The sequence below is a fragment of the Streptomyces sp. NRRL WC-3549 genome (assembly GCF_000721935.1).
Classification (GTDB): domain Bacteria; phylum Actinomycetota; class Actinomycetes; order Streptomycetales; family Streptomycetaceae; genus Streptomyces.
The window spans coordinates 21,140-33,912 of sequence record NZ_KL585392.1; the positions used below are offsets into that span (position 1 = coordinate 21,140).

The 12,773-nt window shown below is 69.7% G+C and carries 14 protein-coding genes; 1 reads left to right on the top strand and 13 read right to left on the bottom strand.

What is annotated here, in order from left to right; all coding sequences use genetic code 11:
• Positions 1 to 228, top strand: a 228-nt coding sequence (locus tag IH13_RS0109705; RefSeq protein WP_031082904.1) for a glycosyl hydrolase family 18 protein, incomplete at its 5' end; no start/stop codon positions are given.
• A gap of 513 nt (positions 229 to 741) precedes the next feature.
• On the opposite strand, the gene IH13_RS0109710 is transcribed toward IH13_RS0109705, so the two are convergent.
• The 13 genes from IH13_RS0109710 to IH13_RS0109770 all read right to left on the bottom strand — a co-directional run.
• Entirely contained in the window at positions 742 to 1,188 is a 447-nt protein-coding gene (locus IH13_RS0109710; RefSeq protein WP_031082906.1) for a DUF2550 domain-containing protein, read from the bottom strand.
• Between the two features lie 92 nt (positions 1,189 to 1,280).
• Positions 1,281 to 1,655 carry a F0F1 ATP synthase subunit epsilon gene (locus IH13_RS0109715; protein ID WP_031082907.1) on the bottom strand — a complete coding sequence of 125 codons (375 nt, stop codon included), beginning with the start codon at positions 1,653 to 1,655 and terminating at the stop codon, positions 1,281 to 1,283.
• 109 nt (positions 1,656 to 1,764) lie between these two features.
• Positions 1,765 to 3,207 carry a F0F1 ATP synthase subunit beta gene (gene atpD / locus IH13_RS0109720; protein WP_031082909.1) on the bottom strand — a complete coding sequence of 481 codons (1,443 nt, stop codon included), beginning with the start codon at positions 3,205 to 3,207 and terminating at the stop codon, positions 1,765 to 1,767.
• Entirely contained in the window at positions 3,207 to 4,127 is a 921-nt protein-coding gene (locus tag IH13_RS0109725) for a F0F1 ATP synthase subunit gamma (protein WP_031082911.1), read from the bottom strand. Before IH13_RS0109725 ends, atpD begins: the two co-directional genes overlap by 1 nt.
• A gap of 3 nt (positions 4,128 to 4,130) precedes the next feature.
• Positions 4,131 to 5,708: a F0F1 ATP synthase subunit alpha gene (gene atpA, locus IH13_RS0109730; RefSeq protein WP_031082913.1), complete on the bottom strand. Its 1,578-nt coding sequence runs from the start codon at positions 5,706 to 5,708 to the stop codon at positions 4,131 to 4,133.
• A 143-nt stretch (positions 5,709 to 5,851) separates the two neighbouring features.
• Positions 5,852 to 6,667: a F0F1 ATP synthase subunit delta gene (locus IH13_RS0109735; RefSeq protein WP_031082915.1), complete on the bottom strand. Its 816-nt coding sequence runs from the start codon at positions 6,665 to 6,667 to the stop codon at positions 5,852 to 5,854.
• The gene (locus IH13_RS0109740; RefSeq protein WP_031082917.1) at positions 6,664 to 7,200 is read right to left on the bottom strand and encodes a F0F1 ATP synthase subunit B; all 537 of its coding nucleotides are present in this window, start codon (positions 7,198 to 7,200) and stop codon (positions 6,664 to 6,666) included. Before IH13_RS0109740 ends, IH13_RS0109735 begins: the two co-directional genes overlap by 4 nt.
• 37 nt (positions 7,201 to 7,237) lie before the next feature.
• Positions 7,238 to 7,477: an ATP synthase F0 subunit C gene (atpE, locus tag IH13_RS0109745; protein WP_031082919.1), complete on the bottom strand. Its 240-nt coding sequence runs from the start codon at positions 7,475 to 7,477 to the stop codon at positions 7,238 to 7,240.
• An 83-nt stretch (positions 7,478 to 7,560) separates the two neighbouring features.
• Entirely contained in the window at positions 7,561 to 8,388 is an 828-nt protein-coding gene (gene atpB, locus IH13_RS0109750) for a F0F1 ATP synthase subunit A (protein WP_031082920.1), read from the bottom strand.
• A gap of 250 nt (positions 8,389 to 8,638) precedes the next feature.
• Entirely contained in the window at positions 8,639 to 9,070 is a 432-nt protein-coding gene (locus tag IH13_RS0109755; RefSeq protein ID WP_031082923.1) for a Cg1360 family ATP-synthase-associated protein, read from the bottom strand.
• Positions 9,071 to 9,339: 269 nt separating this feature from the next.
• Positions 9,340 to 10,716 (bottom strand): MraY family glycosyltransferase, encoded by a 1,377-nt coding sequence (locus IH13_RS0109760; protein WP_031082925.1) that lies wholly within the window; start codon positions 10,714 to 10,716, stop codon positions 9,340 to 9,342.
• A gap of 85 nt (positions 10,717 to 10,801) precedes the next feature.
• Positions 10,802 to 12,082, bottom strand: a complete 1,281-nt coding sequence (glyA, locus tag IH13_RS0109765) for a serine hydroxymethyltransferase (RefSeq protein ID WP_031082927.1) — start codon at positions 12,080 to 12,082, stop codon at positions 10,802 to 10,804.
• A 126-nt stretch (positions 12,083 to 12,208) separates the two neighbouring features.
• Positions 12,209 to 12,773 (bottom strand): arsenate reductase/protein-tyrosine-phosphatase family protein (locus IH13_RS0109770; protein WP_031082929.1); only part of this gene is annotated, 565 nt, incomplete at its 5' end.

Below are 12,773 nucleotides of genomic sequence, written 5' to 3' on the forward strand. Positions count from 1 at the left end.
GAGGACTACAAGGTCCTCAAGAACAGCTGCCCGGTCACCGGCACGATCGCCGGCACCGCGTACGCGCACTGCGGAACCAACTGGTGGAGCTACGACACCCCGTCGACCATCGCCTCCAAGATGGCCTGGGCGAACAACCAGGGCCTCGGCGGCGCGTTCTTCTGGGAGTTCAGCGGTGACACCGCCAACGGCGAACTCGTGAGCGCGATGGACAGCGGCCTCAACTAGGGCCGTGACCGGCGATGTCCGTCCCGAAGGAGCGTCGTCCGGTGCCGTGCGAGCGCAAGGCGGTCGGAAGTCCTCGTAGCGGAGCTACCAGGGCCTTCGGCCGACGCGGCGAGCGTGCGTGCCGGGCGGCGCTGCGGGCGGAGCTCGCCGGAAGCGGCACCAGGGCGTCCTCCGGGAGCCCCGCCCGTCCCGCCCTCCGGCGGACGGCGCCGCTTGTGGAGCACTCCCTGATCCCCATGAGGTAGCCGCACCCCGGGAAAAGCGCCGGGGAGACAGGTCCGCCCCCTGTCTCCCCGGTTTTCCGTGTGTGCGGCCCTGCATCACGCCGGCCCGCCGGCCCTTGCCCGGACCACTGCCCGTGGTCCTCGCCGCCGCCGTCGGGGGTGGGCGCGGCGCCACAGGGAGAACCGCTCACCGTGCCCACGCGACGGCCGCGCCGCGTGGGCACGCCAAGGAGACGGAACCCAGTGCCGCTTCCGGCACTGGCGGGCCGGGCGCCGCGACGGGGCGCACCTAGGCCACGTTGACGCGCTGGCCGGGCGGTGCCGCCTCCAGCCAGGCCAGGAAGCCGGTCAGGGCGTCCTCGCTCATCGCCAGCTCCAGGCGTGTCCCCCGGTGGAGGCAGCCGAGCACGACGGAGTCGGACAGGAGCGCCAGCTCCTCCTCGCCCTCGGGCAGCCGGCGGGCGACCACCTCGATGGCCGCACGCTCCAGACCGCGGCGCGGTCGGGGCGAGTAGGAGAAGACGCGGAACCAGTCGACGCGGTCACCGTGGTAGCGGGCGACCCCGTACACCCAGCCCTTGCCGGACGGGTCGGGTTCCGGGGAGATGTCCCAGCGCAGGCTGCAGTCGAAGGTGCCGCCGGACCGCTGCAGCAGCCGCCGGCGCAGGCCGAAGACGAACAGGCCCGCAGCCACCAGTACGACGACCAGGCCGCACACCCACAACGCGAGGACCATTCCCACCGACCTCCTCGCATCGTCGAGTAACGGATACCTCTGGAGGAGTCCAGAACGGCCGCGGCTGAGTCAAAAACACGTGGTGGGGGCGATCAGCCCGCCGCCACCGCCCGCAGTCGCACCGCGGCGCGGCGCTCGGCGGCACCGTCCGTGTCCGACTTGGCGCGCTCCAGCGCACGCTCGGCGCGCTGGGCGTCGATCTCCTCCGCCAGCTCCGCGATCTCCGCGAGCAGCGAGAGCTTGTTGTCCGCGAACGAGATGAATCCGCCGTGCACGGCGGCGACGACAGTGCCGCCGTCACTCGTGCGGATCATCACCGGGCCCGACTCCAGCACACCCAGAAGCGGCTGGTGACCGGGCATGATCCCGATGTCGCCGGACGTGGTACGTGCGACGACGAGGGTGGCCTCGCCGGACCAGACACTACGGTCCGCGGCGACCAGCTCGACATGCAGCTCAGCAGCCAAGGGTGGCTCCTCGGGTCACCACCCGGCGGTCGTGCCGGGTGTTGGGTCAATTCTACGGGGCGTGGTGAGGGGGGCGGGACACACCCACCCCCCTCGGTGAGCCGGAGGCTCAGGAGACGCCGAGCTCCTTGGCCTTGGCCTTGAGGTCGTCCAGGCCACCGCACATGAAGAACGCCTGCTCGGGGAAGTGGTCGTACTCCCCTTCGCAGATCGCGTTGAACGCGGCGATCGACTCGTCGAGCGGAACGTCCGAACCGTCCAGGCCGGTGAACTGCTTGGCGGCGTGGGTGTTCTGCGACAGGAAGCGCTCGACGCGACGGGCGCGCGAGACGACCAGCTTGTCCTCTTCGCCCAGCTCGTCGATGCCGAGGATGGCGATGATGTCCTGGAGGTCCTTGTACTTCTGGAGGATCCCCTTGACACGGCTGGCCGCGTCGTAGTGCTCCTGCGAGATGTACCGCGGGTCCAGGATGCGGGACGTGGAGTCCAGCGGGTCCACGGCCGGGTAGATGCCCTTCTCCGAGATCGGACGGGAGAGAACCGTCGTCGCGTCGAGGTGGGCGAACGTGGTGGCCGGGGCCGGGTCGGTCAGGTCGTCCGCGGGGACGTAGATCGCCTGCATCGAGGTGATCGAGTGACCACGCGTCGAGGTGATGCGCTCCTGGAGCACACCCATCTCGTCGGCCAGGGTCGGCTGGTAACCCACCGCGGACGGCATGCGGCCGAGCAGCGTGGAGACCTCGGAGCCGGCCTGCGTGAAGCGGAAGATGTTGTCGATGAAGAGCAGCACGTCCTGCTTCTGCACATCGCGGAAGTACTCCGCCATGGTCAGGGCGGACAGGGCCACGCGCAGACGCGTCCCCGGCGGCTCGTCCATCTGGCCGAAGACGAGCGCGGTCTTGTCCAGAACGCCCGACTCGGTCATCTCGTCGATGAGGTCGTTGCCCTCACGGGTGCGCTCACCGACACCGGCGAACACCGACACACCGTCGTGCAGCTTCGCCACACGCATGATCATTTCCTGGATGAGGACCGTCTTGCCGACGCCCGCACCACCGAACAGACCGATCTTGCCGCCCTTGACGTACGGGGTCAGCAGGTCGACGACCTTCAGGCCGGTCTCGAACATCTCGGTCTTCGACTCGAGCTGGTCGAAGGCCGGGGCCTTGCGGTGGATCGGCCAGCGCTCGGTGACCTGGGACTCGGCCTCCGGCTCGTTCAGGATCTGACCGAGGGTGTTGAACACCTTGCCCTTGGTCACGTCACCGACGGGGACGGTGATGCCCGCGCCCGTGTCGGTCACCGGGGCCTGGCGGACCAGGCCGTCGGTGGGCTGCATCGAGATCGCGCGGACCACGCCGTCACCCAGGTGCTGGGCGACCTCGAGGGTCAGCGTCTTACGAGCGCCGGCCTCGGCCGGGTCGTCGACATCGACGTGCAGGGCGTTGTAGATCTCCGGCATCGCGTCGACGGGGAACTCCACGTCGACGACCGGGCCGATGACCCGGGCGACGCGGCCCGTGGCAGCGGCCGTCTCAACTGTCGTCGTCATTACTTGTCACTCCCCGCGGACGCGTCGGCCAGGGCGCTTGCACCGCCGACGATCTCGCTGATTTCCTGGGTGATTTCGGCCTGGCGGGCCGCGTTGGCAAGCCGGGAGAGGCTCTTGATGAGGTCTCCGGCGTTGTCGGTCGCCGACTTCATCGCGCGGCGTCGGGCGGCGTGCTCGGAAGCGGCCGCCTGCAGCAGTGCGTTGTAGATCCGGCTCTCGACGTACCGCGGCAGAAGGGCGTCGAGGACGTCCTCGGCCGACGGCTCGAAGTCGAACAGCGGAAGGATCTCGTCCTTCCTCGTGCTGCTCTCCTCCGCGATCGCGTCGAGCGACAGCGGCAGCATCCGGTCGTCGACCGCGTTCTGCGTCATCATCGACACGAATTCCGTGAAGACGATGTGCAGCTCGTCGACGCCGCCCTCGGCCGTGTCCTTCTGGATCGCCTCGATCAGGGGCCCGGCGATCCTCTTGGCGTCCGAGTAGTCCGGGCTGTCCGTGAAACCGGTCCACGACTCGGCGACCTTGCGCTCGCGGAAGCCGTAGTACGCGACACCCTTGCGGCCGACGATGTACGTGTCGACCTCCTTGCCCTCGGCCGCCAGCCGCTCCCGAAGCCGCTCCGCCGCCTTGATGGCGTTGGAGGAGTAGCCGCCGGCCAGACCGCGGTCGCTCGTCAGGAGCAGGACCGCGGCCCGGGCCGGAGCCTCGGCCTCGGTGGTGAGCGGATGGTTGGTGTTCGAGCCGGTCGCCACCGCGCTCACCGCGCGGGTGAGCTCGGTCGCGTACGGCATCGACGCCGCCACCTTGCGCTGCGCCTTGACGATGCGCGAGGCGGCGATCATCTCCATCGCCTTGGTGATCTTCTTGGTCGCGGTGACGGCTTGGATGCGGCGCTTGTAAACGCGAAGCTGAGCGCCCATCGATCAGCCCTCGCCCAGGAGCTTGCCGTCCGAGGTCTCGAACTGCTGCTTGAAGGCGGCGATCGCGTCGGCGATCGACTGCAGCGTGTCGTCGGACATCTTGGCGCCCTCGGCGATGCTGGTCAGGAGGTCCTTGCGCTCGCGGCGCAGGTACTCCAGCAGCTCCGTCTCGAAGCGGCGGATGTCCTCGACCGGGACGTCGTCCATCTTGCCGGTGGTGCCGGCGTAGACGGAGACGACCTGCTCCTCGACCGGGAACGGGGCGTACTGCGGCTGCTTCAGCAGCTCGACCATGCGCTTACCGCGCTCCAGCGACGCCTTGGAGGCCGCGTCCAGGTCGGAACCGAAGGCGGCGAACGCCTCCAGCTCGCGGTACTGGGCGAGGTCCACGCGGAGGCGGCCGGACACCTGGCGCATGGCCTTGTGCTGGGCGGAGCCACCGACGCGGGAGACCGAGATACCGACGTTGAGCGCCGGACGCTGACCCGCGTTGAACAGGTCGGACTCCAGGAAGCACTGGCCGTCGGTGATGGAGATGACGTTGGTCGGGATGAACGCCGACACGTCGTTCGCCTTGGTCTCGACGATCGGGAGGCCCGTCATCGAACCGGCGCCCAGGTCGTCGGAGAGCTTGGCGCAGCGCTCCAGCAGACGCGAGTGCAGGTAGAAGACGTCACCCGGGTAGGCCTCACGGCCCGGCGGACGGCGCAGCAGCAGGGACACGGCGCGGTAGGCGTCGGCCTGCTTCGAGAGGTCGTCGAAGATGATCAGGACGTGCTTGCCCGCGTACATCCAGTGCTGGCCGATGGCCGAACCGGTGTACGGCGCCAGGTACTTGAAGCCGGCCGGGTCGGACGCCGGGGCGGCGACGATGGTCGTGTACTCCAGCGCGCCGGCCTCTTCCAGGGCACCACGCACAGAGGCGATGGTGGAGCCCTTCTGGCCGATGGCGACGTAGATGCAGCGCACCTGCTTGTTGACGTCGCCCGAGCGCCAGTTGTCGCGCTGGTTGATGATCGTGTCGACGGCCAGGGCGGTCTTGCCCGTCTGGCGGTCGCCGATGATCAGCTGACGCTGGCCGCGCCCGATCGGCACCATGGCGTCGACGGCCTTGTAGCCGGTCTGCATCGGCATCGGCTCGTGGACCGACTTGCGGACCATGACGCCGGGGGCCTGCAGTTCGAGGGCTCGGCGGCTTTCGGTCGCGATCTCGCCGAGACCGTCGATCGGGTTGCCGAGCGGGTCGACGACGCGGCCGAGGTAGCCCTCGCCGACGCCGACGGAGAGCACCTCGCCGGTGCGCTGCACCGACTGGCCCTCCTCGATTCCGCTGAACTCGCCGAGGACGATCGCGCCGATCTCGCGCTCCTCGAGGTTGAGGGCGAGACCGAGGGTGCCGTCCTCGAACTTCAGCAGCTCGTTCGCCTGGGCCGAGGGAAGGCCCTCGACCTTCGCGATGCCGTCACCGGCAACGCTGACCGTACCGACCTCCTCGCGCGAGGCCGCGTCCGGCTGGTACGACTGGACGAAGTTCTCCAGTGCGTCCCGGATCTCCTCCGGCCGGATCGTGAGCTCCGCCATCTGGGTTCCCTGCTCTCCTTGTTGGGCCCGAAGTTTCTCAATGGGGTCTGGGGGCGACCCCCAGGAATCTTCTGCAATTTCTGCACGGCCCAACCGGGCCGCTGTTCTTGCTCGTTCAGGTTGGTGCGGTACGTGCGGCGCTGTCAGCCGGCCATCCTGCGGGTCGCCTCTTCGAGGCGTTCCGCGATCGTGCCGTTGATGACCTCGTCACCGACGCTCACCGAGATCCCGCCGAGGACCGAGGGGTCCACGTCCAGGTTCAGGTGCATCGTGCGGCCGTAGATCTTCGCCAGGGCGGCGCCGAGGCGCTGCTTCTGCCGGTCGGACAGCGGCACCGCCGAGGTGACGACGGCGACCGCGCGGTCCCGGCGCTCCGCGGCGAGCTTGGACAGGGACTCGAGTCCCTCTTCCAGGCTACGTCCACGGGGCTGCGTCACCAGACGCGTCACGACGCGCTCGGTGGCCGGCTGGGCCTTGCCGCCGAGCAGACCGCGCAGCAGCCCGCTCTTGGCGGAGGCCGGGGCCGTCCGGTCGGTCAGGGCGGCGCGCAGTCCCGTGTCGGAACCCACGATCCGGCCGAACCGGAAGAGCTCGTCCTCCACGTCGTCGAGCACACCGGCGCGCTGGGCCGCGGTGAGGTCGGCGGTGTCCGCCAGCTCCTCGACCGAGTCCACCAGGTCACGCGACCGCGACCAGCGGGAGCGGACCATGCCGGAGACCAGGTCCACGGCTTCGCCGCCCACCTGGCCGCGCAGCAGGCGCCCGGCGAGCTCGGCCTTGGCCTCGCCGCCCTGCGACGGGTCGGTCAGGACCCGGCGCAGCGACACCTCGCGGTGGAGCAGCGCGGTGACGGCCGCCAGGTCCTCGGCGAGCTTCGCCGCGTCGACCGACGTGGAGTCGGTCAGCGCGTCGAGACGCTCACGTGCGGACGCCAGTGCCTCGCGGCTCGCTCCGTTCATCGGACGGCCTCGGCCTTCGCCTCGAGCTCGTCGAGGAAACGGTCGACCGTGCCGCTCTGGCGGGCGTGGTCCTCGAGGGACTCGCCGACGAGCTTGCCGGCCAGGGCGGTGGCGAGCGCGCCCACGTCCTGACGCAGCGCGGAGGCAGCGGCCTTGCGGTCGGCCTCGATCTGGGCGTGGCCGGCGGCGATGATCTCCTCGCGCTGCCGCTGACCCTCCGCCCGCATCTCCGCGATGATCACGGAGCCCTGCTCGGTGGCCTCCTGGCGGAGACGCGCCGCTTCGTGCCGGGCCTCGGCGAGCTGAGCCTTGTACTGCTCAAGAACGCTCTGGGCCTCGGTCTGGGCCGCATCGGCCTTCTCGATACCGCCTTCGATGGCTTCGCGACGCTCTTCCAGAACCTGGTTGATGTTCGGGAGGAGCTTCTTGGCAAAGACGAAGAAGACGATGCCGAAACAGATCAGGCCGATGACGACCTCGGGCCAGACCGGGAGCAGAGGATTCTGCGGTTCCGCGGCTGCCAGGTACATCATGGTGGACCTTCCGTCGAATCGGGCTACAGCCGGTACGTCAGCCCTTGGGCAGGATGAACGGAACGACGAAGCCGATCAGGGCCAGGGCCTCGACGACGGCGAAGCCGAGGAGCATGTTCTGGCGGATGAGGCCGGAGGCCTCGGGCTGGCGGGCGATGGCCTGCACGCCGTTACCGAAGATGATGCCGACGCCGATGCCGGGGCCGATCGCCGCGAGGCCGTAGCCGATGGCGCCGATGTTGCCGTTGACAGCCGCGAGGGTCTCAAGAGCAGACATGTCCGTGGTTCCTTCTCTTAATGGGACCGGTGGGGTTTTGCCACCGGACGTCTATGGGTGAGCCGGGAAGTGGCTCCGGTCTCTCAGTGCGCCTCTTCGAGCGCCTGGGAGAGGTACGTGGCGGTCAGCACCGTGAACACGTATGCCTGGAGCGCCTGGATGAAGAGCTCGAAGACGGTCAGGATCAACGTCAGGGCGAACGACGCCGTGGCGTAGACCGTGCCGAGCACGGTGGTGAGCATGTACCAGCTGGCGATCGTGAAGATCAGGATCAGCATGTGGCCGGCGAACATGTTCGCGAAGAGTCGGACGGCCAGGGTGAACGGCCGCACGAAGATGTTCGAGACGAACTCGATCGGCGTCAGGATGACGTAGATCGGCTTCGGCAGACCACTGGGCACACAGAGGTTCCGGATACCGCCGACGAAACCGTTCGACCTGAAGGTCACGGTCATGTAGGTGATCCAGACGACCACGGCCAGACCGGCCGGGTAGGCGATGATCGAGCTCACCGGGACCTGCCCCAGCGGGATCACCGCCCAGAGGTTCAGCATCCAGACGAAGAAGAACAGGGAGACCAGGAAGGGGACGAACGGCTCCCCCTTCTTGCCGATGACCTCGCGGGCGATGCCCCGGTGCACGAAGTCGTAGAGCGCCTCCGCCACCATCTGGAGCTTGCCCGGTACGAGCTTCGGCTTGGAGAAGGCGGCCCAGAAGAAACCGATGATCACGATGCTGCCGATGGCGGCAAGCAGCATCGGCTTGTTGATCTCGACGCCACCGACTTCAGCGATGGGTTCGAAGATGAACGACCACACGGTGGGAGCCGGGAAGCCGCACCCCTTGAAAAGGTGGCAATCGGTCTCGAAGGCGAGCAACTGGTCAGCACTCACCGCGAGCTCCTTCGATATGACGCATAGGTACGGCTTCCTCGATGTGTCGGCGTGACGCGCGGCCACGTAGCGGCACTGGACTGGATATCGCGGGAGGACGGCACGACCGGCACAACGCCAGGGCCGTCCGGAGAAAGGCGGTGAACCCGCGATGCTGTCCCGCACAGCATCCGGCGCTTCACACGATGTGCTCTCGAAGTCGGACGATAGCAGCCCTGGGAGTGGGTTCTTATTCGGCCCCTACCCAGGACCGGCGCACAGCCGGAACTCACGAGCGGACCTCCGGCCCGGTCGGCGACTTGTCCGAATCGACCACGACATAAGGGGTCTTGGCCCGGACGTTCGACCACGCCTGGGAGGCGATCCAGACGAGCACCGCACCGAGCATGGTGATTCCGAAGACCCTGCTGTCCATGAACGTCACATCGCGGAAGATCCGCAGCAGGAGCAGCAGCACCAGGATCTGGGTGGTGTAGACGAGAAGGCCGGCGCCGAGAAGCAGCTCGGGCCAGCGCTGCCCCACCACGCTCATGCCGTACAGCCCCGCACCGAAGAAGACCAGGACCAGGACCGCACCGAGGCCCGCACCGACGGCGCCGGACGAACCCGCCACGAACGCGCCCACCCCGACACCGACCAGGCCGGCGCACACGGTGGGAATGGCGGCGCCGCGGAGAATTCGGGCGTCGTTCGACTGCATGAAGGCTTCTCCAGCAAGGGGACAGAGAACGTGGGGTCGATCCGCGGCGAGCGGATCCGGAGCGGCCATGTGTACTGGTGAGCGGTCCGCCGTACTGCGGACTACCAACGCCCAGCTGGGCTCTCGTGAACGCTATCACAAACTATTTGATGAGGTCTTTACTCACAAAGTGTGGTTGCCATCACACGTAAGGCCTAAGGCGTGCATGTCCCCGTGAAGTATGCACAGCCCGGTCGGTACGGGGCCCCCGCGCCCCCGTGGCGCCCCCGTCAGTGGCGCGAGGCGGCCTTCCGCCGGCCCGGGTGGCGCGAGCCCGCGCCGATCGCGGTGGCGCCGTTGGCGCCGGCGGCGCCCGCGGCCACCGGGGCCCGCACGCCCTCGTCCTGTGGCTCCGGCCCCATCTCCCCGTCTCCGAGCCCCTGTTGGGGCTCCTGGGCCGCCTGGTGGGCCGTCCCGAGCCGCAAGGACCGGCGCCGGTAGCGCGGCGGCACGAAGGACTGCGCCCAGCGCGGGGCGCGCGGGGTGAAGCGCGGCATCAGCAGCAGGATCAGCCCGACCGCGCTCAGTCCGACGATCACCAGCACGATCCACAGGGACGTCGAGTGCACGGAGTATCCGACGGCGCCGAAGGCGATCAGCGCGGACCAGAAGTACATGATCAGCACGGACCGGCTGTGCGAGTGCCCGATCTCCAGCAGCCGGTGGTGCAGGTGGCCGCGGTCCGCCGCGAAGGGCGACTGCCCGTTCCAGGTGCGCCGCACGATGGCGAGCACCAGGTCCGCCGCGGGGATCGCGATGATGGTCAGCGGCAGCAGCAGCGGGATGAAGACGGGCAGCATCGCGTGGGTCGCGGCGCGCTCGCCGCCGACGAAGAGGTTCATCAGGTCCGGGTCGACCTGGCCGGTGACGGAGATCGCACCGGCCGCGAGCACCAGGCCGATCAGCATGGACCCCGAGTCCCCCATGAAGATCCGGGCGGGGTGCATGTTGTGCGGCAGGAAGCCGAGGCACATGCCCATCAGGATCGCGGCGAAGAGCGTGGCGGGGGCGGCGGCCTCGATGCCGTACCCGTACCAGAGCCGGTAGGTGTACAGGAAGAACGCGGCGGCGGCGATGCAGACCATGCCGGACGCGAGTCCGTCCAGGCCGTCCACGAAGTTGACCGCGTTGATCGTGATGACGACGAGCGCCACCGTCAGCAGCGTGCCCTGCCACTGGGTGAGGGCGACGGTGCCGATACCGGGGATGGGCAGCCACAGGATCGTCAGGCCCTGGATGACCATGACCGCGGCGGCGATCATCTGGCCGCCGAGCTTGATCAGCGCGTCGATCTCGAACTTGTCGTCCAGGACGCCGATCAACCAGATCAGCGCGGCACCGGAGAGCAACGCCCGCGGTTCGCTGGAGAGTTCGAAGACGCTGTTCAGGTTGAACAGGTGGTCCGCGACGATCAGGCCCGCGCACAGCCCGCCGAACATCGCGATGCCGCCGAGCCGCGGTGTCGGTTCCCGGTGCACGTCGCGCGCGCGGATCGCGGGCATCGCCCCGACCGCGATGGCGAACTTCCGCACCGGCCCGGTCAGCAGATAGGTCACCGCAGCCGTGACACAGAGCGTCAGCAGGTAATCACGCACGGGCTGCCCCACAGAAATTCGCCGGCCATCTCAGCCCCTCACCCTAGTCGCATGAACAGGGACTCCAGGGCACGGGTGATGGTTGCACAGCCCTCGCCTACCCCGGATACGGGGGATTGCGACCGGTCAGCTCACGCACCTCGGCGCGCAGCCGGCCCGCGTCGTCCGCCTCCCGGACCGCCGCCCCGAACAGCGCGGCGATGCGCGCCATGTCCGCCTCGTCCATCCCCTGGGTGGTGACGGCCGCGGTGCCGAGCCTGAGCCCCCGGCCGTTCCCGTGGGGCAGGGCGCAGGTGTCGAGCACCAGCCCGGCGGCCATGAGCCGGTCCCGGGCGCTGCGGCCGTCGACGCCCAGCGGAGCGGGGTCCACGACGACGAGATGGGTGTCCGTGCCGTCGGTGGCCACCTCGAAACCCTCGGCCTCCAGACCGGCCGCCAGGACCCGTGCGTGGGCCACCACCTGGTGGGCGTAGACCGCGTACGCGGGGGTCGCCGCCTCGCCGAAGGCGACCGCCTTGGCCGCCACCGTGTGCATCTGGGCGCCGCCCTGGGTGAACGGGAACACCGCCCGGTCGATCCGTTCCGCCAGCTCGGCGCCGCACAGGATCATGCCGCCGCGGGGACCGCGCAGCACCTTGTGCGTCGTCGCGCACACCACGTCCGCGTACGGCACGGGGCTGGGCGCCGCTCCCCCGGCGATCAGGCCCATCGGGTGGGCGGCGTCCGCGATCAGGTAGGCGCCCACCTCGTCGGCGATCTCCCGGAAGGTCCCGTAGTCGGGGTGGCGGGGGTAGGAGATCGAGCCGCAGACGATCGCCTTGGGCCGCCGGGCCCGGGCCAGAGCGCGTACCTGGGCGTAGTCGATCAGCCCGCTGTCCGGGTCGACGCCGTAGCCGGCGAACTCGAACCAGCGGCCGGAGAAGTTCCCGGGGGCGCCGTGGGTGAGGTGCCCGCCGTACGCCAGGCCCATGGCCAGCACCGTGTCGCCGGGGCGCAGCAGCGCCGCGTAGGCGGCGAGGACGGCGGAGGAGCCGGAGTGCGGCTGGACGTTGGCGTGCTCGGCGCCGAAGAGGGTCGCGGCGCGGCGCACGGCGACGCGTTCCGCCGCGTCCGCCTGCTCGCAGCCGCCGTGGTGCCGGGCGCCGGGGTACCCCTCGGCGTACTTGTTGGCGAGCGGGGAGCCGAGGGCGGCCAGCACGGCGGGCGAGGTGAAGTTCTCGGCCGCGACGAGCTGGAGGGTGTCCGACTGGCGCCGGGACTCGGCCAGCAGGATGCCGGCGACCTCCGGGTCCTGGCGCAGCAGGGCGTCGAAGTCCTGCGGTACGGCGGCGTCGGTGGGGGACACGTCTGCGGGTGCGGCTGGAGGGGTGACCGGCATCTGACGGCTCCGGGCCTTGAGAGGTGGGGCGCTGGTGTCAGCTCCAGCGTAGGCCGGTGCCCGGCCCGCTGCCCGCCGCCGTGCGGCCCCGTACGCCGGTCGGCGCACCGGGAGGCGTACGCGGGGTCAGTGCGGGGCGCTGACGCCCGTCAGGGCGGTCACGACCGGGTCCAGCGCCTGGTTGATCTCGTCGCCGACCGAGCGGAAGAACGTGATCGGGGCCCCGTACGGGTCGTAGACCTCGTCGGCCTCCGCGGTGGGGGCCAGCAGCCAGCCGCGCAGGGCGGCGGCGGCGCGCACCAGGGCGCGGGCGCGCTCGACGACGCCGTCCTCGCGGGCGTCGGGCAGCGTCGCCGGGTCGATGGCCCGTACGAGCCGGGTGAACTCCTTGAGCGTGAAGGTGCGCAGTCCCGCGGAGTGGCCCATGGAGATGACCTGGGCGCGGTGGTCGCGGGTGGCGGTGAGCACCAGGTCGGCGCGGATCACGTGCTCGTCCAGGAGTTCGCGGCCGACGAAGCCGGTGGCGTCGGCACCGAAGTCGGCCAGGACGACCTCGGCGTTCGCCTCCATGGGCGCGCCCTCGTGGCCCCAGGTGCCGGCGCTCTCCACGATGAGGCCGCCGCTGAGCGGATCGCCGAGGCGGTCCACCAGGGCGTGGCGGGTGAGCCGCTCGGTGATGGGCGAGCGGCAG

Bases quoted from the DNA above. Each gene is read 5' to 3' on its own strand.
- atpE (WP_031082919.1), bottom strand. From the start codon at position 7,477: ATGTCTGCTCTTGAGACCCTCGCGGCTGTCAACGGCAACATCGGCGCC.
- IH13_RS0109710 (WP_031082906.1), bottom strand. From the start codon at position 1,188: ATGGTCCTCGCGTTGTGGGTGTGCGGCCTGGTCGTCGTACTGGTGGCT.
- IH13_RS0109740 (WP_031082917.1), bottom strand. From the start codon at position 7,200: ATGATGTACCTGGCAGCCGCGGAACCGCAGAATCCTCTGCTCCCGGTC.
- glyA (WP_031082927.1), bottom strand. From the start codon at position 12,082: ATGCCGGTCACCCCTCCAGCCGCACCCGCAGACGTGTCCCCCACCGAC.
- IH13_RS0109755 (WP_031082923.1), bottom strand. From the start codon at position 9,070: ATGCAGTCGAACGACGCCCGAATTCTCCGCGGCGCCGCCATTCCCACC.
- atpA (WP_031082913.1), bottom strand. From the start codon at position 5,708: ATGGCGGAGCTCACGATCCGGCCGGAGGAGATCCGGGACGCACTGGAG.
- atpD (WP_031082909.1), bottom strand. From the start codon at position 3,207: ATGACGACGACAGTTGAGACGGCCGCTGCCACGGGCCGCGTCGCCCGG.
- IH13_RS0109735 (WP_031082915.1), bottom strand. From the start codon at position 6,667: ATGAACGGAGCGAGCCGCGAGGCACTGGCGTCCGCACGTGAGCGTCTC.
- IH13_RS0109725 (WP_031082911.1), bottom strand. From the start codon at position 4,127: ATGGGCGCTCAGCTTCGCGTTTACAAGCGCCGCATCCAAGCCGTCACC.